Source organism: Rhizobium sp. BK275 (assembly GCF_014193555.1).
Classification (GTDB): domain Bacteria; phylum Pseudomonadota; class Alphaproteobacteria; order Rhizobiales; family Rhizobiaceae; genus Rhizobium.
On the sequence record NZ_JACHZL010000002.1, the window covers coordinates 535,594 to 555,361 of the forward strand.

General features: G+C 60.0%; 23 protein-coding genes and 2 tRNA genes. 17 read left to right on the top strand and 8 right to left on the bottom strand.

The window, feature by feature from the left end:
- Window positions 1-15: 15 nt before the first annotated feature.
- On the bottom strand, window positions 16-294 hold the full coding sequence (locus FHT82_RS08515; RefSeq protein WP_183729209.1) for a hypothetical protein: 279 nt from the start codon (window positions 292-294) through the stop codon (window positions 16-18).
- Window positions 295-506: 212 nt separating this feature from the next.
- Here FHT82_RS08515 and FHT82_RS08520 point away from each other — a divergent pair, with 212 nt between their 5' ends.
- Together FHT82_RS08520 and FHT82_RS08525 are read left to right on the top strand one after the other, a co-directional pair.
- A complete protein-coding gene (locus FHT82_RS08520) occupies window positions 507-725 on the top strand; it encodes a BON domain-containing protein (protein ID WP_246698102.1) in 219 nt (72 codons plus the stop codon).
- An 82-nt stretch (window positions 726-807) separates the two neighbouring features.
- Window positions 808-1,071, top strand: a complete 264-nt coding sequence (locus FHT82_RS08525; RefSeq protein WP_183728405.1) for a hypothetical protein — start codon at window positions 808-810, stop codon at window positions 1,069-1,071.
- A 235-nt stretch (window positions 1,072-1,306) separates the two neighbouring features.
- Here the strand turns inward: FHT82_RS08525 and FHT82_RS08530 are convergent, their stop codons facing one another.
- Together FHT82_RS08530 and FHT82_RS08535 are read right to left on the bottom strand one after the other, a co-directional pair.
- Window positions 1,307-1,549: a DUF982 domain-containing protein gene (locus FHT82_RS08530; RefSeq protein WP_183728408.1), complete on the bottom strand. Its 243-nt coding sequence runs from the start codon at window positions 1,547-1,549 to the stop codon at window positions 1,307-1,309.
- Window positions 1,550-1,697: 148 nt separating this feature from the next.
- Window positions 1,698-1,772: transfer RNA gene (locus FHT82_RS08535), tRNA-Thr, on the bottom strand.
- Window positions 1,773-1,926: 154 nt separating this feature from the next.
- Here FHT82_RS08535 and FHT82_RS08540 point away from each other — a divergent pair.
- From FHT82_RS08540 to FHT82_RS08590, 11 genes are all read left to right on the top strand, one after another.
- Window positions 1,927-2,136: a hypothetical protein gene (locus FHT82_RS08540; protein ID WP_183728411.1), complete on the top strand. Its 210-nt coding sequence runs from the start codon at window positions 1,927-1,929 to the stop codon at window positions 2,134-2,136.
- Between the two features lie 117 nt (window positions 2,137-2,253).
- The gene (gene murA / locus FHT82_RS08545) at window positions 2,254-3,546 is read left to right on the top strand and encodes a UDP-N-acetylglucosamine 1-carboxyvinyltransferase (RefSeq protein WP_183728428.1); all 1,293 of its coding nucleotides are present in this window, start codon (window positions 2,254-2,256) and stop codon (window positions 3,544-3,546) included.
- Between the two features lie 114 nt (window positions 3,547-3,660).
- The gene (locus FHT82_RS08550; protein ID WP_183728431.1) at window positions 3,661-4,098 is read left to right on the top strand and encodes a DUF2948 family protein; all 438 of its coding nucleotides are present in this window, start codon (window positions 3,661-3,663) and stop codon (window positions 4,096-4,098) included.
- Between the two features lie 33 nt (window positions 4,099-4,131).
- Window positions 4,132-5,430 carry a histidinol dehydrogenase gene (gene hisD / locus FHT82_RS08555; RefSeq protein WP_183728434.1) on the top strand — a complete coding sequence of 433 codons (1,299 nt, stop codon included), beginning with the start codon at window positions 4,132-4,134 and terminating at the stop codon, window positions 5,428-5,430.
- A 4-nt stretch (window positions 5,431-5,434) separates the two neighbouring features.
- Complete coding sequence (locus tag FHT82_RS08560) at window positions 5,435-5,908, top strand: UPF0262 family protein (protein ID WP_183728437.1); 474 nt, start codon at window positions 5,435-5,437, stop codon at window positions 5,906-5,908.
- Entirely contained in the window at window positions 5,905-6,390 is a 486-nt protein-coding gene (locus FHT82_RS08565) for a low molecular weight phosphatase family protein (RefSeq protein WP_183728440.1), read from the top strand. The genes FHT82_RS08560 and FHT82_RS08565 overlap by 4 nt, the downstream gene beginning before the upstream one ends.
- Window positions 6,391-6,510: 120 nt before the next feature.
- Window positions 6,511-6,729 (top strand): translation initiation factor IF-1, encoded by a 219-nt coding sequence (gene infA / locus FHT82_RS08570; RefSeq protein ID WP_003545338.1) that lies wholly within the window; start codon window positions 6,511-6,513, stop codon window positions 6,727-6,729.
- Window positions 6,730-6,787: 58 nt separating this feature from the next.
- A complete protein-coding gene (locus tag FHT82_RS08575; RefSeq protein ID WP_183728443.1) occupies window positions 6,788-7,408 on the top strand; it encodes a Maf-like protein in 621 nt (206 codons plus the stop codon).
- Between the two features lie 122 nt (window positions 7,409-7,530).
- The gene (gene yacG, locus FHT82_RS08580) at window positions 7,531-7,743 is read left to right on the top strand and encodes a DNA gyrase inhibitor YacG (protein WP_183728446.1); all 213 of its coding nucleotides are present in this window, start codon (window positions 7,531-7,533) and stop codon (window positions 7,741-7,743) included.
- Window positions 7,744-7,919: 176 nt separating this feature from the next.
- Window positions 7,920-7,995 (top strand) — tRNA-Phe (locus FHT82_RS08585).
- Between the two features lie 524 nt (window positions 7,996-8,519).
- Complete coding sequence (locus FHT82_RS08590) at window positions 8,520-9,326, top strand: Ku protein (RefSeq protein WP_183728449.1); 807 nt, start codon at window positions 8,520-8,522, stop codon at window positions 9,324-9,326.
- 25 nt (window positions 9,327-9,351) lie between these two features.
- On the opposite strand, the gene ligD is transcribed toward FHT82_RS08590, so the two are convergent.
- Genes ligD through FHT82_RS08610 form a run of 4 tightly spaced genes read right to left on the bottom strand, consistent with a single transcriptional unit; the run spans window position 9,352 to window position 13,267 of the window.
- Entirely contained in the window at window positions 9,352-11,880 is a 2,529-nt protein-coding gene (gene ligD / locus FHT82_RS08595) for a DNA ligase D (RefSeq protein WP_183728454.1), read from the bottom strand.
- 2 nt (window positions 11,881-11,882) lie between these two features.
- Window positions 11,883-12,725 (bottom strand): Ku protein, encoded by an 843-nt coding sequence (locus FHT82_RS08600; RefSeq protein WP_183728457.1) that lies wholly within the window; start codon window positions 12,723-12,725, stop codon window positions 11,883-11,885.
- Window positions 12,726-12,737: 12 nt separating this feature from the next.
- Window positions 12,738-12,971 carry a DUF2188 domain-containing protein gene (locus tag FHT82_RS08605; protein ID WP_183728460.1) on the bottom strand — a complete coding sequence of 78 codons (234 nt, stop codon included), beginning with the start codon at window positions 12,969-12,971 and terminating at the stop codon, window positions 12,738-12,740.
- Between the two features lie 32 nt (window positions 12,972-13,003).
- Entirely contained in the window at window positions 13,004-13,267 is a 264-nt protein-coding gene (locus FHT82_RS08610) for a hypothetical protein (RefSeq protein WP_183729212.1), read from the bottom strand.
- A 155-nt stretch (window positions 13,268-13,422) separates the two neighbouring features.
- Here FHT82_RS08610 and FHT82_RS08615 point away from each other — a divergent pair, with 155 nt between their 5' ends.
- From FHT82_RS08615 to FHT82_RS08630, 4 genes are all read left to right on the top strand, one after another.
- Window positions 13,423-13,851 carry an OsmC family protein gene (locus tag FHT82_RS08615; protein ID WP_183728463.1) on the top strand — a complete coding sequence of 143 codons (429 nt, stop codon included), beginning with the start codon at window positions 13,423-13,425 and terminating at the stop codon, window positions 13,849-13,851.
- 111 nt (window positions 13,852-13,962) lie between these two features.
- Entirely contained in the window at window positions 13,963-15,399 is a 1,437-nt protein-coding gene (locus tag FHT82_RS08620; RefSeq protein ID WP_183728465.1) for an FAD/NAD(P)-binding protein, read from the top strand.
- Between the two features lie 113 nt (window positions 15,400-15,512).
- On the top strand, window positions 15,513-16,406 hold the full coding sequence (locus tag FHT82_RS08625) for a DMT family transporter (RefSeq protein ID WP_183728468.1): 894 nt from the start codon (window positions 15,513-15,515) through the stop codon (window positions 16,404-16,406).
- Window positions 16,407-16,471: 65 nt separating this feature from the next.
- On the top strand, window positions 16,472-18,169 hold the full coding sequence (locus tag FHT82_RS08630) for a hypothetical protein (RefSeq protein ID WP_183728471.1): 1,698 nt from the start codon (window positions 16,472-16,474) through the stop codon (window positions 18,167-18,169).
- Window position 18,170: 1 nt separating this feature from the next.
- Here FHT82_RS08630 and FHT82_RS08635 read toward each other — a convergent pair whose 3' ends face one another.
- Window positions 18,171-19,745, bottom strand: a complete 1,575-nt coding sequence (locus FHT82_RS08635; RefSeq protein WP_183728473.1) for a VOC family protein — start codon at window positions 19,743-19,745, stop codon at window positions 18,171-18,173.
- Window positions 19,746-19,768: the final 23 nt, after the last annotated feature.

Consider the following 19,768-nt stretch of genomic DNA (forward strand, 5'->3'; position numbering starts at 1 on the left):
AGCTCATAGCTTCTACTACGGAAAGTCCGGCACGATCTGGCGCCGCGTCAACTTCAGGCTGCGGTCGGGCTGGAGAATATAGGTTTCGTAGACGTGCTCGCCATGCTGGTTGTAAAAGTCGTTATAGACCGCGCTGCCGATCGGCGACTTCGTCAGCTTCGTGCGCGGTTGCCCGCCATAGGTGATGCTGCCGGGAATAGGCTCCAGCGCAGGTGTGTCCGCGGCCGAGCAGCCGGCCAGCAAAGGTGCGGCCAGAAGGGTCGTGGCAAGAAGGGCAGGCACCAGCGCGTTCATCATCGTTTCCTTCGGCTGCAATTGCTTGCGGCGGCTCCTGACGCCTCCTGGCAAGGGCAGGCGTATCGGAGCACCACCACGGCGACTATGCCTCCAGCCGGCAGCACGTGGCAACAAAACGTCGTGTTCATGCGTTAAATCCCTATTAGCCAACGTCAGGAACGGTCATGGTGCTGCCGTTTCACAACTCGCCACCCCACGAGGAGGCCTGGATGAAGGACCACAACGCGGTCGCCTTACGCGCGTCCGTGGAAAGCGCCCTGCATGCCGCAGCCGATCTCGACGCGACTGACATCATCGTCATCAGCGTTGGTTCCAGCGTTATTCTCGAAGGTTTCGTTCGGCAATGGGGCGATAGCGTGCGAGCGCTGGCAATTGCCGAGGAGATCGTCGGAAGCGGTTATGTGCATTGCCGCTTGCTGGTGAGATAAATCCTGGTTCCCTTCAGGAGTTTCCGAGGAACCAACTCCCGTCTCGCGTGTTGAAAAGCTGATTTCAATGCTGGAGACAATAATGCAAACGCTTATGCGCCCGTGGGCTGCGGCCCTTCTTCTGGGGTGCGGCGCCTTTGCCGGCTCCGCCTATGCCTCACTCGAAACCGATATGAATTATTCGGCTCTGCCGAAGGACGAGATCGCGTTGAACGAATATATCAGCGCCGCCGTCTGCAAAACCGCCGAACCGCATTTCCTGCCGTCCTTCATCCGCGCCGCGGATGGCACAATCATCGGTGTAGGATATATTCAGATGAAGGATGGGAATACTTCGAATTGCTGATGGAATATTCGAAGTTTCTTTCGGACGAGGCTCGTCTGCAGTCTCCCATAGAGGGTGACGAGCCTCTAACCATCATCATGATGGCTGGCGTCGTTCTATGGATGAACAGATGAGCGGCGCAATCTCTTTCGAGACAAAGCCCTGCGTGAGCTCTGCGCAGGGTTAAGTGAAAATTAAGTATTGCTCCGTTTCGGAACGGATCGGACTTTTATTGTCCGATATCGCCGCCGAAAGCTCAATGCACTTTAAGTTTCGCTTCTTCGGCCGCCGCCATGAACTCCGCGCGGGCCTCTTCGACACTCTTTCGGCCATCGAGTGCGGCGCGGCAGGCGCTGCGTGCCTTCAGATATTTCAGTCCGCGCACAGCAGGCCAGTGATCGGCAAGGCATGCCAAGGCATCGAACGGTCCGTTAACCGTGCGCGCTCCCGCCTCTTCGAAACCGACCTTGATCGGACCATTCCATCGTTCAGTCGCCATCGATGCTCCTCCAGCATGTCTCGATAGAAACATTGACGAAGCCTCGGAGTTCCCTCCGCGAAGGCTTCAGAATGCTAATATTCTAGCGAGATTTTTGCCGGCAGCAATGGCGCCGATTGGTGCAGTGGATAATGCTAAGGGAGAAAACTGGTGCTGCCGAGTGGGATTGAACCACCGACCTCACCCTTACCAAGGGTGTGCTCTACCACTGAGCTACGGCAGCAGGACCAGACGCGTGAAGCGGAAACGCTCAATTCGCGTGAACGGGGCGCCTATTGCCACAGCTTCGGCAGGAGCGCAAGCAGCAAATTCCAACTTCTCTGGGAATAACGGCTGGCCCACTTTTGGAACGGCGCGAATTCGGTTAATTCTGGTGCATGAACGAAGAGACTGAAAAGGGCCGGCAGAGCCGGAAAGAGGCCATAGAGGCCCAGGCGGCATTGCGCCGCGAACGGGCGGCCGAAAAGCTGAGAGAAAATCTTTCGAAACGCAAACAGCAGGTGCGCGCCCGCCGGTCCGGCCAGGCGGACGAGACGGATGGCCTGCCCGCCGCAAAACCAGCCGCCGCAAAAATGGACGAATCGTAATGTTCGGTCCGCGACGAATTGAAGCGTCGGGGGATTTGCTCTAAACACCCCCACTTCTTGCCTTGCCCCCACAGGCAAAACTTTTTCAGGAAAGGCGGGCCTCGCCCGTAAGTGCACATGGATCGTATCAGAATTGTCGGCGGTAATGAGCTCAATGGCATCATTCCGATTTCCGGCGCCAAGAATGCCGCGCTGCCGCTGATGATCGCCTCGCTTTTGACGAGCGATACGCTGACGCTGGAAAACGTGCCCCACCTCGCCGATGTCGAATTGCTAATGCGCATCCTCGGCAATCACGGCGTCGACGTTGCGGTCAACGGCCGCCGCGAGCGCCAGGAAGATTCTTACGCCCGCACGATCCATTTCACCTGCCGCACCATCGTCGATACGACCGCGCCCTACGAGTTGGTCTCGAAGATGCGCGCCTCCTTCTGGGTCATCGGACCGCTTCTGGCCCGCGAAGGCCATTGCCGTGTTTCGCTGCCGGGCGGCTGCGCCATCGGCACGCGTCCGGTCGATCTCTTCATCGAGGGCCTGACCGCACTCGGCGCAACGATGGAAATCGACGGTGGTTACATCAATGCTCGCGCGCCGCAGGGCGGCCTGATCGGCACGCGCTATACTTTCCCGAAAGTGTCCGTCGGCGCAACGCATGTGCTGATGATGGCGGCAACACTTGCCCGCGGCACGACCGTGATCGGCAATGCCGCACGCGAACCCGAGGTCGTCGACCTCGCCAACTGCCTGAACGCCATGGGCGCCAAGGTTTCCGGCGCCGGCACCTCGACCATCACCATCGAGGGCGTCACCTCGCTGTCCGGCGCGCGCCATCGCGTCCTGCCTGACCGTATCGAGACCGGCACCTATGCCATGGCCGTTGCCATGGCCGGCGGCGACGTCGTGCTCGAAAACACCGATATTGCCCTCTTGGAAACGGCGCTGGAAACATTGCGCCGCGCCGGCGCGGAGATCTCGTCGACCAACAATGGCATGCGCATCAAGCGCAATGGCGCCGGCATCCAGCCGGTGGATATCGTCACCGATCCTTTCCCGGGTTTCCCGACCGACCTGCAGGCGCAGTTCATGGCGCTGATGACCCGCTCGTCCGGTATTTCGCATGTCACGGAAACCATCTTCGAAAACCGCTTCATGCATGTGCAGGAGCTCGCCCGCCTCGGCGCGAAGATCTCGCTGTCGGGCCAGACGGCAAAGATCGAGGGTGTACAGCGGCTGAAGGGTGCCCCTGTCATGGCGACCGATCTTCGCGCTTCCGTTTCCCTCGTCATTGCCGGCCTTGCCGCCGAAGGCGAAACCACGGTTTCCCGCGTGTATCACCTCGATCGCGGCTTCGAGCGGCTGGAAGAGAAGCTGACACGCTGCGGCGCCATCGTCGAACGCGTCAGCGAGTAAGAAAAGGGCGCTTATGCGCCCTTTATCCCGGTTGCGTATTTGGCCGCCGCGCCTTATTTCCGTTGTCTGACAGATCGCCGCAGCTGCGGCCGAAAGACATGGGATAGAGGCTGGATGACCGACCTGAAGCTCGTTGCGCTCGATAGTGAAGACCTTGCGGTCATTTCCGCGCATATGCAGGACAGCGTCTTCAAGGTCGCCGATATCGACTGGTCGTCGCGCGACAAACAGTTCGCGATTGCCGCCAACCGTTTCGTCTGGGAAGAGGCAGCCCGCAAGCGCAAGGGTTTCGAACGCCGCCGCGCGGTCCTCGTTTTTAAGCGCGTGCTTTCCGTCCGCTCGATTGGCATCGATCGTTCGCGGCGCGACGATGTGTTGTCGCTGCTCGCTTTGCGTTTCGAGCAGAAGGGCGAAGGGCCGGAAGGCGCGCTCGAGCTCTCGCTCTCAGGCACGGCCTCGATCGTCCTCGATGTCGAATGCATCGAGGTGCAGCTTGCCGATATCGGCGGCGCCTGGGAGGCGGGCTCCAAGCCGCGTCATCCCGGCACCTGAGCGCAACAGTTTCGAGTAGAGAAGGAACATCCCTTGGCAATCTGGCTCAATCAGGCATCCGACGGTTTCGAGCAGCGTTTTGCGGCCTTTCTGACCACCAAGCGTGAGGTCTCCGAAGACGTCAACGCCGTCGTGCGCGCCATCATCGATGACGTGCGCGTCCGCGGCGATGTGGCGCTTGCCGAATATTCAAAGAAGTTCGACAGCATCGACTACGCCACCGTACCGATGCGTGTCACCGAGGCAGAAATCGAAAACGCCGTCGAGGTCGTTCCCTCGGAAGTGCTCGGCGCCCTGAAGGTCGCCGCACTCCGCATCGAATCCCATCATCGCCGCCAGCTTCCGAAGGACGATATCTACGAGGACGACATGGGCGTCGGTCTCGGTTCACGCTGGACCGCGATCGAAGCTGTTGGTCTCTACGTACCGGGCGGCACGGCGAGCTATCCGAGCTCGGTATTGATGAATGCCGTGCCGGCAAAGGTCGCAGGCGTCGACCGCATCGTCATCGCCGTGCCGGCGACGGGCGGTTCGGTCAATCCGGCGGTGCTGGCCGCCGCCAAACTCGCCGGCGTGAGTGAAATCTACCGCGTCGGCGGCGCGCAGGCGATTGCCGCTCTGGCCTATGGCACGGAGACGATCGCTCCGGTTGCCAAGATTACTGGCCCAGGCAATGCCTATGTCGCCGCCGCCAAGCGCCAGGTCTTCGGCACTGTGGGTATCGACATGATCGCCGGCCCGTCAGAAGTGCTCGTCATTGCTGACAAGGACAACAATCCCGATTGGGTTGCCGCTGATCTGCTGGCGCAGGCCGAGCATGACGAGAGCTCCCAGGCCATCCTGATCACCGACGACGAGGAATTCGGCAAGGCGGTCGAAGCGGCCGTCGAACGGCAGCTGAAGACGCTGAACCGTGCAGAGACTGCTGCGGCCAGCTGGCGCGATTTTGGTGCAATCATCCTTGTCTCCGATCTCAAGGATGCCATTCCGCTCGCAAACCGCATCGCCGCCGAACATCTGGAACTCGCCGTTGCCGATCCCGATGCCTTCGTGGACAAGATCCGCAACGCCGGCGCGATCTTCATCGGCGCGCATACGCCCGAAGTGATCGGCGATTATGTCGGTGGCTCCAACCACGTGCTGCCGACGGCGCGTTCGGCGCGCTTTTCCTCCGGTCTTTCGGTTCTCGATTTCGTCAAGCGCACCTCGATCCTGCGGCTTGGCCCCCAGCAGCTTCGCGATCTCGGCCCGGCGGCGATTGCGCTTGCCGTTTCCGAAGGCCTCGACGCCCATGCGCGATCGGTCGCGATCCGCCTGAACCTCGAAAGGTGAGGGAATGGCGAAGGGCGACTTCCGGCTCTGCGACGTTGTCCTTGACGATACGATCGGCCGTTCGACACCTGACGTCGAACACGAGCGGGCGGTGGCGATCTTCGATCTGATCGAGGAGAATTCCTTTAAGCCGTCAGGCCATGCCGGCGGTCCCTATCGGCTGAATATCTCACTGGTCGATTCCAAGCTCGTCTTTTCCATCACCACGGAAAAGGGCGAGGATGTCGCAACCCACATTCTCTCGCTGACGCCCTTCCGGCGGATCGTGAAGGATTATTTCATGATCTGTGAGAGCTACTATGAGGCGATCCGCTCTGCCTCGCCAAGCCGCATCGAGGCGATCGACATGGGGCGGCGCGGTATTCATAACGAGGGGTCGCAGACCCTCAAGGACCGGCTTTCCGGCAAGATCGACGTCGATTTCGATACGGCGCGGCGCCTCTTCACGCTGGTCTGCGTGCTCTACTGGCGCGGATGACCGCGATGGAGCCGGGCGTCAAAACAGAGGATGGAAAGCGGCCGGGCGCCATCCTCTTCATGTGCGGGCTGAACGTCATCCGCTCGCCCATGGCGGAAGTGATCGCCCGTAGCATTCTGCCTGCCAATACCTATATACGGTCTGCTGGCGTTCGCGCCGGCGAACGCGATCCTTTCGTCGATGTCGTACTGGAAGAAATAGGCCTGTCGCTTGGCCGCCGCCTGCCACAGACGCTGGAGGAACTTGAGGACGACTATTTCGACCTCATCATCACGCTCTCACCGCCGGCCCATCACGCAGCGCTCGAGTTGACACGCTCCAACGCCGTCGATGTCGTCTACTGGCCGACCATGGATCCCACGGTCGCAACCGGAACGCGCGAGCAGATATTGGACAGTTATCGCGAGGTTCGCGATCACCTAGCCGGCCTCATCGAAAGCCGGCTGCTCAAGAGAAATGGCATTGCCGCGCAATCGGCGTGAAACAAAAGTCAGAAAGCCCGATCTACGAGGTTCACAAATCCCCGTTGATTGTGTAGTTTCCGCGCAAATTTTTGGGCGCCTTGCGCCGCTTTATCCAACACACAGGAAGAAAACCCTTATATGCCGAAAGAAGAAGTCCTCGAATTCCCGGGTATCGTGACCGAACTTCTGCCGAATGCGACGTTCCGCGTGAAGCTCGAAAACGAGCATGAGATCATCGCTCACACCGCCGGCCGCATGCGCAAGAACCGCATCCGCGTTCTCGCCGGCGACAAGGTTCTGGTTGAAATGACGCCCTACGACCTGACGAAGGGCCGCATCACCTACCGCTTCAAGTAAGCTTGGTCTGCGAAACTCCCACGAGCTTCCGCTCCCGCCTGCCGATGGTCGAGGTTCCATGGCGCTGAAATACAAGCTCATTCTGGCCTCGGGCTCGCCCCGCCGCGTCGATCTGCTCAATCAGGCCGGCATCGAGCCTTCGCGCCTGATGCCGATGGATATCGACGAGGCGCCGAAGAAGTCGGAGCACCCGCGCTCGCTCGCCCGCCGTCTCTCGGGCGAAAAGGCGGAAGCCGCACTGGCCGCCATCAAGGGCGACATCACCTGGAAGGGCAGCTATATCCTGTCCGCCGATACGGTTGTCGCCGTTGGCCGCCGCATTCTCGGCAAGGCGGAATTCGCCGATGAGGCATCGAATTCCCTGCATTTGCTCTCCGGCCGCAACCACGTGGTCTATACGGGCATCTGCCTGATCACGCCTGATCGCAAGGTGCGCCAGAAAATCGTCGAGACGAAGGTGCGCTTCAAGCGCCTGTCGAGTTTCGAGATTGAAAACTACATTGCCTCGGGCCAATGGCGCGGCAAGGCCGGCGCTTACGGCGTCCAGGGCCTGGCAGGCACCTTCGTGCAGAAAATGGTGGGTTCCTACACCAATGTCGTAGGGCTGCCGCTTTATGAAACCATCCTGCTTCTGACCGGCGAGGGCTTCGACGTCCACAGCCGTTGGCCCGAGGGCTGATCTCCTGCTAGAGCGCCGTGCGTCCATTCGGACGCACAAAGGACGCTCTACCTTGTTGAATCTACGCATCAGGCTTTCCGAAAATCGGAAGGATTTTCGGGCCGATGCGGTAGGAGGAAACCATGTCTGATGAAATGAAGACCGGCGGCAAGGTCGCGCCGTTGCGCAAGACGCGCCCTTGCCCGGAATGCGGCAAACCGTCGAACCGCGAGCACTATCCCTTCTGCTCCAACCGCTGCCGCGAAGTGGACCTGTCGCGCTGGCTGACGGGCTCCTACGCCATTCCTGTCGCCGACGATGAGACGAAGGCAGATTACCCTGACGAGGAAAACTAGGTTTTCCACCGCGAAGCCCTTATTTTTCCTCGCAAATCGCCAAAGTCAGCAAGACCGTCAAAAAACTATCATTTGATGCTTGCCATGGGCGAACAAGATGCTATAACCCCGCTCGCTTCCGGGGCGAACCAAGGCCCTGACATTCCAATCGGAATGTTTTCCACGAAGCATGGCTAGCCCAGGTAGCTCAGTTGGTAGAGCAGCGGATTGAAAATCCGCGTGTCACTGGTTCGATTCCGGTCCTGGGCACCATTCCTAATATAGCCATATCAGAACATTTTGTTTCCTCACCGCGCTGACGTCTTCGCCTGTCTGGTGACCGTGTTCCGCTTTTCCGGTCTGCATCATTCAGACGGGAATGTCGTGCGGTCTGTCAACTGGCGGAAATTCCGGTGGGTGAGGGAATGGCGGAGGTCCGAGGTCGAAGCTTGAGAACCAGCCTGGTGGTCCGTATTTGCTCTCCTCGTGCAGATCCGGTGGCGGAAATAGTCCGGTGAACTTTGCGTAGGATATGATCACGCCAAAGAACAGCGTGATGATAAGAGCGAGTTTTTTCGCGCGCGATACATCTTCTTTTAGCATCTGATTGCCTGATAACTGCGACATCGAACCAGTTGGTACGAAATCATGTCAGTAAGTTGTCGAAACGGATATCCGCTTGCCTTCGGTGGCGTCTAGCCATCACATCCCGTTGAAAATCTGCGTGTCGGGCTTGGATTCCGCTCAGGCGAGCGTCACCGAGCGGAACCTCCCGCCTCAATCGCCGTTTATGGCGCATGGCCCGACAAGCGTTCTGGAAAGGTTACCTGAAGCTCTCGCTTGTCACTGCGTCCGTTTCACTGACGCCGGCGACGACGGAGTCGAGCAAGGTGCGGTTTCATGTGCTGAACCGCGCAACGAAAAACCGTGTCGAAAGCCGGTATGTCGATAGCGTCACGCATAAACCGGTTTCCGAGAGGGATCAGGTGAAGGGTTATCCGCGTGGCGAAGATGACTATGTTCTGCTCGAGGATGAGGAGATCGAGGAGGTGGGATTGGAGAGCACCCGCACGATCGATATCGACAGTTTCGTGCCAAGCGGATCGATCGATTGGATCTGGTATGACAAGCCGCATTTTCTGGCGCCGGAAGACAAGGTTGGAATGGAAGCTTTCTGCGTGATCCGCGAGGCCATGAGGGCCAACAATGTCGTCGGCATCGCCCGGTTGGTGCTCTACCGGCGCGAGCGCGCCGTACTCCTGGAGCCGCAGGGCAAGGGCATCATTCTGTGGACGCTGCGCTATGGTGACGAGGTGCGCGACCCGGCAGCCGAACTCGACATGAAGGCAAAGGTCGATAGCGAGTTGCTGGCCTTGATGAAGAAGCTGGTCAAGGAAGAGACGAAGGAGTGGAGCCCTTCGATGGTGCAGGATCCGGTTCAGAAACGGTTGAAAGCGCTGATCCGCGGCAAGGAGAAGAGCCTCAAGAAGGCCGCCCCCGCCCGTAAACCCGAGTCGGTCAGATCAACAGGTAATGTCATAAACATCATGGATGCGCTGAAGAAGAGCCTGGCGGCGGAAAGCGGGCGCGGCAAGCCGCGTTGATCTCCGGCAAGCAGCGCACCAATCATCACGACTTCGACTTGCGCTTCTGCAACGGCTTGGCCGCTGCGAAGAACCCATCCCACGGATCCTTGTTAAGCGCGTCGAGCCGCGCCGGCGTGTTATCGACGGTAAAATAGGCGGGGCCGATCTCGGTCGTCAGCTCATTCCATTCCAGCGGCATGGAGACGGCCGCACCCGGACGAGCGCGCGTGGAATAGGCAGCGACAGCGGTATTGCCGCGGCCGTTCCGGAGGTAATCGATGAAAATCTTGCCCTCCCGCTTCGCCTTGGTCGCGGTCGCGAGGTAGCGGTCGGGATCATCCTTCGACATGCTGTCTGCAAGCCATTTTGAGAAGGCTTTCACGTCGTCCCAGCCGGCTTTCGGCTCCAGCGGCGTCACCACATGCAGGCCCTTGCCGCCTGAGGTCTTGACGAAAGCCGCAAGGCCTTCGCCTTCTATGCGCTCCTTCAGCTCGTAAGCCGCGGCTATCACATTCTCCCATGGCACATCCTCGCCGGGGTCGAGGTCCATGGTGATCATGTCGGGCTTTTCCCAATTGTCCGTCGTTGTGCCCCAGGGATGGATCTCCAGTACGGCGGATTGCACCAGCGCAACGACACCGTCGAAATCGGTAACACGCAGCAGTTTCTCGCCGCCCTTGTCCTTGGGGTCGGTGATTTCCTCGATATGGTCGTTCATGCCTTTCCAGGCGTGTTTCTGGAAAAAGCGCTGATGGCCGGAAATACCGTCGGGCAGGCGCAGCAGGGCAAGCGGCCGGTTGACCACATAGGGGGCCATGAAGCGCCAGACCTGCGCATAATAATTGGCGAGGCCTTCCTTGGTGACGCCTTCGTCCGGCCAATAGATGCGGTCGGGATGCGTCAGCGTCACAGCCGATTTCGGCAGGTTTTTCGCGGTCGTCTTTTCCATCTCGCGCACAACCTCCCTTGCCGGCTTGTCCTCCCGCAATCCGCGGAAGGCCGCATGGCGCAGATTACCATCGGCAGACCATGCGCGGAACTCCACTTCGGCAACGAGTTGCGGCTTGACGTAATGCAGGCCGCGCCGCTCCTCGGCGGTCAGCTTGTCGTCGAAGGAATTCTGCTTCATCTCCATCGCCGACAGCCGCTCGTAAAGCATCTGCGCGGTCGCCACCGTATAGCCGGTGCCGACACGGCCGACATGCTTCAGCGCGCCATCCTCGTAGTAGCCCATGGCGAGCGAGCCGACGGCATTCTTCATGGCGGTCGAGGGCACGTAGCCGCCGATGACGAATTCCTGCCGCTGCGAACATTTGGATTTGATCCATTCACCCTTACGGCCGGAGACATATTTGCTGTCACGCTGCTTGGAGACGACGCCTTCGAGACTGAGCCTGCAGGCATGGTTCAGCACGAGGCCGCCATTTTCATTGAAATGCGCGCTGTAGCGCAGCTTGGCGCTATCTTTGGGAAGCAGCTTCTCCAGCAGGTGTTTGCGTTCGACAAGGCTTACATTGAGCAGACTGTATCCATCGAGATAGAGCAGGTCGAAAGCATAGAAGACAAAGCGGTCGTAGCGGCCTTGGCTGAGATCGTGCTGCAGGGCGGAGAAATCTGATGCGCCGGTATCGCGCTCCACCACGAGCTCACCATCGATGATGGCCGTCTCGGTCGGCAAGGATGCGAAGGCATCGACAATGTTCCGGCCGAATTTTTCCGTCCAGTCGAGGCCGCCGCGTGTGTACATCGTCACCCGCCCGTCCTTGATCTTCACCTGCAGCCGATAACCGTCGAACTTGATCTCGTGGATCCAGCGCTCGCCGGCCGGTGGCTTAGGCTTCAGCTTGGCGAGCGCCAGCTCGATGAAGTCGGGCATATCAGTTTTTTTCGCGCCGTCAGGCCAATCCTGCTCTTGCGGGGCTGAAGACTTTGCTCTTCTGGGCTGCGCCTTGGCCTTTGTGGCGATAGCCTTGCCGCCTTCCGGTCTGGAGTGCCAGGTAGCGTCGGGATTCTCCGCCACTTCTTCGATTTGCCGACCGGTTTTGGCGGATTCGGAGCGCTCTTCGAGAATATCGGCACCGCCCTCATGGCGGGCTTCTGCGTCGTCGCCCTTGATGAGCAACCAGTTCTCGCGCTTCTCGCCGGGCTTTCCATGCATGCGCACCAGATGCCAGCGCCCCTTCAGCTTCTCGCCGTCGAGCTCGAATTCCATATGCCCCTTGCGGTAGGCCTTGTGCGGATCGCCGAGCGGCGTCCATGTGCCGCGATCCCAGACGATAACCGTACCGCCGCCATACTGGCCCTTTGGGATGATGCCCTCGAAATCGCCATAGGCGAGGGGATGATCCTCGACATGAACCGCAAGGCGCTTGTCCTCCGGATTAAGGCTTGGACCTTTCGTCACGGCCCAGCTCTTCAGCACACCGTCCATCTCAAGGCGGAAGTCATAATGCAGGCGTGTGGCGTCGTGCTTCTGGATCACGAAGCTGTTGCCCTTCGCGCGGCTCCTTTTTCCGCGTGGCTCCGGCGTGATCTTGAAATCGCGTTTGGTCTGATAGGTCTCAAGCGCCATGATCAGCTCGCCTTCCTGCTGTTTTTATCGGAGGTCTTGCGTGCGGCAGGTTTTTTCGCGGGTGCCTTGCCGCCTATTTTCGCACTTTGGCGCAGCGCCTCCATGAGATCGACCACCTTGCGCTCGGGCTCGCGCTTGCGTTTCGGCGGTGCGCGACCTTCGATCTTGGCTTTCACCAGTTCGACGAGCGCGGCTTCGTAGCGGTCGTGATATTCGCTTGGGTCGAAACGGCCCTCTTTGGTCGCGATGATATGGCCGGCGAGATCCAGCATCTCCTTGTCGAACTTGATATCGGGAATGTCCTTGAAGACTGAATCTGCCGAGCGCACCTCATAGTCGAAGTTCAGCATGGTCGCGATGATGTGGTCGTCATGCGCGCGGATGAGCAGCGTGCGGTTGCGGCGGAAGAGCACGGCTTCGGCAAGGGCTGCCACCTTGCCGTCAAGCATGCCTCTGGCAATCAACGCGAGGGCTTCCGCATCATGCTCGTCGACTGGTGCCAGATAGTAAGGACGGTCGAAATATAGCTTGTCGATCCCATCGCAGGGAATGAAGCCTTGAACATTCAGCACCTTGTCGCTTTCGGGCATGATCTCGGCAATCTCATCGCTTTCGATGAGGATGTAGTCGCCGCTTTCCATCCTGTAGCCCTTAACCTGGTCGTCGCGTTCCACCGGCTTGCCGGTTTCGCTGTCGACGAACTGCCGCTCGACGCGATGGCCGGTCCTGCGGTTGACGATGTTGAAAGAGACGCGGTCGGAAGAGGAAACGGCCGTATAGAGGCCAACGGCGCAAGCAAGGTCGCCGACCTTCAGATGGCCCTTCCAGCTCGCGCGTGCTGCCATCGTCTTCTCCGTTCAGAGCCTGCTGTTGCTTTTGTCGGTTTCGATCGGCTGGAATTTCCAGCCGCTTCCATCCGGCGCCGGATAGGCGAGCAGCGCATCGCCGCCGCCGATCTTCTGGCGCGCGGCTGCGTTTCTTGCGCGATCCATTGCCTGTTCTGCCGTGGCGTAGGGTTCGGACAATGTATCGCCGAGCTTGTAGGCCCAGCCATTGTCATGTCGGACGATCTGATAGGTGATGCCGGCCATGTGCTTTCCTCCTTGTCAGCCGTTCTGGTCATTCATTGCGGGGGCGAACGGCTGCGATGCTCGTCACGCGCGATGATCTTTTCAAGCGATGCGATATCCTCGCTCGTGACGACGGGAACCGGGTCGGCGACGATCGCCTCGAGGACGTCCTTGGATACCGCACCGTTGCGGATTGCCCATTCCAGCGTCTCGCGTGTCTCCCGCTCGGCCTTGAGCTGCGCATAGAGCGCGACGATCAGCCGGTCGCGGGCATCCATACTTTTGTGCTTGCGGTCGATGTGGCGGACATTGGGCATGGGAAAAACGTGCCTCTTCATGAGGTTGCTCACGAAAAAACCGCTGAAGGGTAGAAAGGTTCCGTTCGGCAGCGCTCGGCGAAAATCAAATCATCGCATTGCGGCTTTGAGCCGAAAACACTATCTGAAAGCTATATTCGATAGAGGATTTCAAAATGGCCGATCTCAAGGCTCGTCCCCGTCCCACAGGTGCAAATGCCGTTCTCGGGCGCACTGGTTTCCCGCACGTCACCTCGGTCACCGGCGGCGAGATCGATATCGTCACCAGCCCATCACAGCCGGGCTTCAACCCGCTCGATCTGCTCTATTCCTCGCTTTCGGCCTGTCTCGTGCTGAGCGCCCGCATGGCGGCAAGCCAACTCGGCATTCTCGACAAGATCACCGAGATCACCGCTGATGTGACTGGCGAGAAGGCGGCGGAAGGGCTGTCGCGTGTCGCGAAATTCAACATCGCTTTCTCCATCAAGGGCGATATCGACGAGGAAACGCGCCGCAAGATCGCGCATATGGCCGAAGACGAGATCTGCACGGTCAGCAACACCATTAGAGGCACGCCGGAATTCGCAACCACGATCTCCGGTTGATCGGGTCGCTGTAGGTTTCTGCATAAAAATTATAGACTATTGTGCCGGAGCATTGCATGGCCTTCATGCTCCACCTATGCTCCGGCATCGATTGAAATAACGCCGGCTGAGATGCAGTCCCAGATACAAACTCCGACCGAACAGAAATCCCAGCGGCCGCTCGTTGCCATCATCGGCGGCGGCGTTTCCGGGGCGGGTGTCGCCTATCATCTGCTGAAGCTTGCTGGCGAGGATGCACCCGATATCGTGGTCTTTGAGCCGCGTCCCATGCTGGGCCGCGGCCTTGCCTACGACACTGCCGATCCGGCGCACCGCATCAATGTGCCGGCCGCCAAGATGAGTCTGCAGCCCGATGATGTGGAAGAATTCCAGCGCTGGATCGAGGCGAACAATGCCGTGCGCGACGATCCCGAAGCCGCACGCGAGAACGGCCAGCTCTTCCCGCGCCGACGCGTATTCGGCGATTACGTCGGCTCGCTTCTCCAGCCCTTCCTGAAGTCGGGTGCCATTGGCCATCGCCGGGCGACCGTGACCGGCATCCACCGCCGAGGTAATGGCTGGGCGATCCTCGATGACAAGGGTGGGCTGACGGAGGCCGATATCGTCGCCATCGCCACCAGCCATCCGCCGCCGGTGGCGCCGGGCAGGCTGGCGGCCATTCTTGGAGAACACCCGCGCTTCATTGCCGACACCACGAAATCTGGTGCGCTCGAAGTCGTGCGGCCGCATGACAGGGTTCTCGTCATCGGCAACGGGTTGACGGCGGCAGACGTGATCGCCTCTCTTGCACGAAACGGCCACGAAGGCCCGGTTACGGCAATTTCCCGCCGCGGCCTTCGTTCGCGCGGCCATGCTGCCGTCCCGCAGGAAGCGTTCGGTGATTTTATCTCCGAGCCGGCATTGTCAGCCATTGCGCTGTTGCGCCTTATCCGGCAGACGATCCGCCAGGCGACCGAACAGGGCCAGAGTTGGCATGCCGTGATCGATCAGGTGCGCGGCCAGGGCCACGATCTCTGGCGTAGTTTGCCGGTTGTCGAGCGGCGGCGGATCGTTCGGCATCTGCGGCCTTATTGGGATGTTCACCGCTTCCGCATCGCGCCGCAGGTGGAGGAAGTGCTCGATGCTGCAATCGAAGCCGGCAGGCTGGAAATCCTTGCGGCATCCGTCGCCGATGCGAAGGCAGAGGGTGAGGCGATCCACATCACGCTCCAGCCGCGCCACGCACGTGAAAAATTGGAGAGGACGTTCGATGCCGTCCTCGTCACGACCGGTCCGGCGCATGGCGGCATTTTGCAGACGCAGCCCTGGCTCGGCGAACTCGCGCGAGAGGGCTATCTCGCCCTCGACCCGACCGGCCTCGGGCTTGCTTGCAGCGAGCGCTCCGAGGCTCTGGGACCGGAAGGCACGGTGATCTCGTCGCTGCTCATTTCAGGGCCGCTTGCACGCGGCACGTTCGGGGAACTGATGGGCTTGCCGCAGATAACGGAACATACAGTCTTCGTCGCACGCGAGATCGCTGAGAAGCTGAAAGCCGTATCCGCGGGATAATTCGCGAACAATTTCTGATCGATCTGTCGTTCTCTGACTGTCATCGGCGCGCGACTCCTGATAGTCGCAGCGTAGCGGCCTGACCGAAAGGTCGCGCAGAAAGCATCGAGATCATGTCGCAGGCCGCTTCCGCCGTTTCCGAAACTCCCTCTTCCAGCCGTCTCCCGCTTGTCGCCCTCATTATCGGCGGCGCGGCGATCGGCGGATCGCCGATCTTCGTGCGGCTTTCCGAAGTCGGGCCGATGGCGACGGCCTTCTGGCGTGTGGCGCTGGCGCTGATCCCGATCTTCATCTTTTCGCTTTTGCGCAAGGATACCGGCCCTAAACCCAAGAGCCTTGCCGATTACGGTCTGCTCATCCTGCCTGGCGCCGTGCTGGCGCTCGATCTGTCGGCCTGGCATCTGTCGATCACCATGACCTCGGTTGCTAACGCGACATTGCTCGCAAACCTTGCGCCCGTCTTCGTCACCGCCATCGGCTCTCTGTTCTTCGGGGCCAAAGTTACCCGCGTCTTCGTGCTCGGCCTCATCTTGGCATTGGCCGGCGTGGTCGTGCTGAAGGGCGGACCTGCCGCATTCGGCAATGGCGACCTGCGCGGCGATGGTGTCGCCATGATCGCCGCCTTCTTCTACGCCTGCTACATCCTGGCGATCGGCGCGCTGCGCAGCCGTTTCGATACGATCCGCATCATGCTGTGGAGCACCGCCTCTGCCGCAGTCGGCGTCTTCCCGCTCGCTTTCTTCTTCGAAGGCCACATGCTGCCGGCAAGCCTTTACGGCTGGTCGGTGGTATCAGGCCTGGCTTTTGTCAGCCATGCTGGCGGACAAGTGGCGATTACCTATGCGCTTGCCTATCTGCCAGCGGCCTTCTCCTCGCTGACATTGCTTCTCCAGCCGGTCGTGGCGGCCATTCTCGCCTGGGCTCTGCTCAACGAGCACATCACGGTAATGCAAGCCCTGGGCGGCTTGATCGTTCTCGCCGGCATCATGATCGCAAGGCGAGGGTGATCCCGCTTAAAGGAAGCTTGACCATTGGCTGTTAGACCTGTCCCGGAGTTCGGACAGGATTGGCTATGGCGAACCTTGATCAGATATTTTCAGTGGAGGTCCATAGGGCGGAAAAGCCGCAGGACGTCGCTGTCCGGCAGGCGTCGACGGCGCCTTTGGTCTTCTTCATGGTCCTTGTCGCCATCCTTGTCAGCCTCTTCAAATTTCCGCCACTGCTCGACTATGCGAACCATTATGCCCGCATGTGGTTGCTTGCTGGCGGCATAAAGGAAGCACCATTTCCCGAAATCTACACGATCGAGTGGAACCGCACCTTCACCAATGTCGGCATCGACCTGCTCGCCCGCTTCATCGGTCCCGTTATCGGCGTTGCGCTGCTCGCCCGCGCCCTGCTGTTCCTGGCGATTGTCCTGCCTCCATCAGGCGCCATCGTGCTGCATCGTCGCCTGTTTGGCGGCAGCCACTATTGGCAGATCGGCATGCTCTACCTCGCCTGGTGCGCCACGCTGATCGGCGGTTTCATCAATTTCCAGATCGGCCTCGGCCTCGCATTGCTGTTTGCAACGGTGGATCACCGACTGCTGCCCGGTTCTGCGGCCAGGCTCTTCCTGTGGCGGGTGGCGGTTTCACTGCTGCTCACCCTCGTCCACTTATTTTCCGCGGGCTTCTTTCTTGCGATTATCTGCGGGCTGGAATTTTCCTGGCGCTTCGATGTGCTGAATTCACGCCAGGCCATGCTGCGCCTTATCGGCAAGCTCGCGGCGGCGATAATAGCCTGCTTGCTGTCACCAGCGGCGCTGGCGCTGACCGCTGCCGATCTTCCCGGAAGCCAGGCCGGTGATATCATGGCGACCTGGAACGACAGCCCGATACTGCTGATTTCCAATCTGCTCTCGGCCATCTGGACCTATGTTGCATTCGTCGACGCGATTTTTCTCGTGCCGATCCTGCTCGTTTGCAGCAGAGCGCTTACCGGGAAAAGCCTGCGCGTCCACGCAGGTCTTGTGGTCACGGCTGCAGGCCTGCTTGCCCTGTCCATCCTTTCGCCGCTTCATGCCTTCGGCACGGGATGGATAAGCTGGCGCTTTCCCATCATGGCCGCTCTTGTCGGCATGGTGATGATCTGCCCCTTTCAAAAGATCGGCCGGCGGCGGGCCGTGATCCTGTTCCTTGTGCTGAATGTCGCTGTCTTCGGCCGGACCCTCTGGATCGGCTATAACTGGTGGCGAGGCCAGGCCGATGTTGCAAGCGTCGAGAAAGTACTGGAAGCCGTTCCCTCGGGCGCTGCGATCCTGCCGCTGCAGCACGAGTCTGCTCCTGGCGACATAAAGCCGGATCAGCGGCACTATGCATTCAGCCAGGATACGTTCCGGCATCTGCCGACATTGGCCGTTCCACTGGCGCATGCTTTTGTCCCGACGCTCTTCAGCGCGCAGGGTAAGCAGCCTCTTGCCGTCCGTCCATCCTGGTCGGATCGCTCGGTACCGGAAGGAAATCTCTTTTCGACCGGCGTGCTGTCCTGTCCAGGTCTGATGGCGGAAGCCGCCAGCTTCACGCCCTATCTGGTCGACTGGCGCAGCAAGTTCGATTTCATTCTGGTCGTCAACGCCGATGCCGTCGATCAGAATGTCGGCGACGTCATGCCAGCGGGTATCCGTCTTCTAAAAGACGCCGGTTTTGCAAGGCTTTACGGGATCGATCGTAACGCAACGCCGATATTGGATGCCGTTCCGGCATCATGCCCAGATAGCTTCCACTGGTAGGCTATTGGGTTTCCTGCAGTTTGTTTTTCTGCAGCAGCCATTTTTGAATGATCGGCACGTCGGCATCGCCCAGATCGTGACCGCCTGGGATGATGTCGGAATCGACGGTCGCGCCCGACGTCTTCAGCCGCTCTTGCAGCTCGTTCGCATATTTGCCGTAAGCGTCCATCTTGCCGCTGATGACGAGCAGGTCCGTGCCTTTCAGGTCGGCATGCGGATAGGCGGTGAGCACCGGCATGGAACGTAGCAGCACGGCCTTGTGCACCAGGTTGGGGTGCAGGTAGAGCAGCGAATTCAGAAGATTCGCGCCGTTCGAGTAGCCGACATAGACGACCTTCTTCGGATCGAGACCATAGGATTTGACGGCGCCTTCGATGAAAGCGGCGAAAGCCTCGGCCTCGTTCTTGATGTCGTCCTGGTCGAAGGAGAAAGGCGTGATGCGCTTGTACCAGCGCGGGAACCCTTCCTCGGTCGCGCGGCCGCGCACACCGAGAAGGGTGGCGCGTGGAGCAACCTTGTTCAGCAGCGGCATCAGTGTCGTCTCGTTGCCGCCGGAGCCGTGCAGCAGCACGAAGACGCTGCCGTCCGGATCGGGCGGGGTATAGAAACGATGGACGAAGGGCAGATCGCGATAATTGATGCGCGGTTTGCCGGGCATGGAAAACTGCGGCAGCACGACCTTCAGATCACTGAGATTGGTGATCGAATCCTTCGGCGGGACGAAGAGCTTGGTTCCGAGTGTGGCCTTCGGCTCATCCACCATCATGCCCGGCTGGTTGGTGGCAAGCTCTATAAGCGTGCCGCCGGGCTCACGGGCATAGAGCGAGCGAAAGTATTTGCGATCGTGCAGATTGGTCGCCGAGGCGTTTTCGTTTTCAAGCGCCTTTTGAACGGCGAGCACGGCTTCGTCGTCATCTGCGCGGAAAGCCACGTGGTCGACCGTCCCGGTACCCGGCGCGCCGGACCAGAAGCCGCGCGCATCGCGCACGTCGATGACGTCTCCCGACTGCGAGACGAGGCGGTCGATCGTGCCGCGATTTGCCTGGAACCTGTAGCCGAAATGGCTTTCGATGAAATGACGGCTCTCGGCTGGCCTTTCGGTCAGCAGGGTCGCGCCGCGCACGCGCTGCGCGGCATGCTCGACCGGCACATCGCCGCCATCCCAGGCAGCCGGCGATTTCAGATCCTTGGCGCCGGCAAGCTTGACGATGACATTGTCAGGATCCTTCAGCCGCAGCACCGGCTCGCCGAACTCGTCCGCAGGGCCTTCCGAGCGGAAGCCGAAGCGCATGGCACGCGTCAGCCAGTAACCGATACTGGTCGGATCGATCGCCAGCGACACCTCGTTGATCTGGCCGTAGCCGGCGCGGCCTGGTGCGCCGTCCTCCCAGACGAGAAAGGTGACGAGTGAGCCCGGAGTGCCCTCGGCATCGCCATAGAAGAGATGAAGCTGTGTGGCGTCTTCGAAACCGGCCGTTTGTTTGACGAGCCGCATGCCGAGGAATCCGGCGTAGAAATCCACATTCGCCTGCACCTTGCGGGTGATCAGCGTGATATGGTGTATGCCTGAAGCCATGGATGAAAGCCCGAATTGAAAAG

Coding starts and splice junctions, on each gene's coding strand:
- FHT82_RS08515 (WP_183729209.1), bottom strand. CDS start 294: ATGAACGCGCTGGTGCCTGCCCTTCTTGCCACGACCCTTCTGGCCGCA.
- FHT82_RS08520 (WP_246698102.1), top strand. CDS start 507: ATGAAGGACCACAACGCGGTCGCCTTACGCGCGTCCGTGGAAAGCGCC.
- FHT82_RS08525 (WP_183728405.1), top strand. CDS start 808: ATGCAAACGCTTATGCGCCCGTGGGCTGCGGCCCTTCTTCTGGGGTGC.
- FHT82_RS08530 (WP_183728408.1), bottom strand. CDS start 1,549: ATGGCGACTGAACGATGGAATGGTCCGATCAAGGTCGGTTTCGAAGAG.
- FHT82_RS08540 (WP_183728411.1), top strand. CDS start 1,927: ATGAACGAAGAGACTGAAAAGGGCCGGCAGAGCCGGAAAGAGGCCATA.
- murA (WP_183728428.1), top strand. CDS start 2,254: ATGGATCGTATCAGAATTGTCGGCGGTAATGAGCTCAATGGCATCATT.
- FHT82_RS08550 (WP_183728431.1), top strand. CDS start 3,661: ATGACCGACCTGAAGCTCGTTGCGCTCGATAGTGAAGACCTTGCGGTC.
- FHT82_RS08560 (WP_183728437.1), top strand. CDS start 5,435: ATGGCGAAGGGCGACTTCCGGCTCTGCGACGTTGTCCTTGACGATACG.
- FHT82_RS08565 (WP_183728440.1), top strand. CDS start 5,905: ATGACCGCGATGGAGCCGGGCGTCAAAACAGAGGATGGAAAGCGGCCG.
- infA (WP_003545338.1), top strand. CDS start 6,511: ATGCCGAAAGAAGAAGTCCTCGAATTCCCGGGTATCGTGACCGAACTT.
- FHT82_RS08575 (WP_183728443.1), top strand. CDS start 6,788: ATGGCGCTGAAATACAAGCTCATTCTGGCCTCGGGCTCGCCCCGCCGC.
- yacG (WP_183728446.1), top strand. CDS start 7,531: ATGTCTGATGAAATGAAGACCGGCGGCAAGGTCGCGCCGTTGCGCAAG.
- FHT82_RS08590 (WP_183728449.1), top strand. CDS start 8,520: ATGGCCCGACAAGCGTTCTGGAAAGGTTACCTGAAGCTCTCGCTTGTC.
- ligD (WP_183728454.1), bottom strand. CDS start 11,880: ATGGCGCTTGAGACCTATCAGACCAAACGCGATTTCAAGATCACGCCG.
- FHT82_RS08600 (WP_183728457.1), bottom strand. CDS start 12,725: ATGGCAGCACGCGCGAGCTGGAAGGGCCATCTGAAGGTCGGCGACCTT.
- FHT82_RS08605 (WP_183728460.1), bottom strand. CDS start 12,971: ATGGCCGGCATCACCTATCAGATCGTCCGACATGACAATGGCTGGGCC.
- FHT82_RS08610 (WP_183729212.1), bottom strand. CDS start 13,267: ATGCCCAATGTCCGCCACATCGACCGCAAGCACAAAAGTATGGATGCC.
- FHT82_RS08615 (WP_183728463.1), top strand. CDS start 13,423: ATGGCCGATCTCAAGGCTCGTCCCCGTCCCACAGGTGCAAATGCCGTT.
- FHT82_RS08620 (WP_183728465.1), top strand. CDS start 13,963: ATGCAGTCCCAGATACAAACTCCGACCGAACAGAAATCCCAGCGGCCG.
- FHT82_RS08625 (WP_183728468.1), top strand. CDS start 15,513: ATGTCGCAGGCCGCTTCCGCCGTTTCCGAAACTCCCTCTTCCAGCCGT.
- FHT82_RS08630 (WP_183728471.1), top strand. CDS start 16,472: ATGGCGAACCTTGATCAGATATTTTCAGTGGAGGTCCATAGGGCGGAA.
- FHT82_RS08635 (WP_183728473.1), bottom strand. CDS start 19,745: ATGGCTTCAGGCATACACCATATCACGCTGATCACCCGCAAGGTGCAG.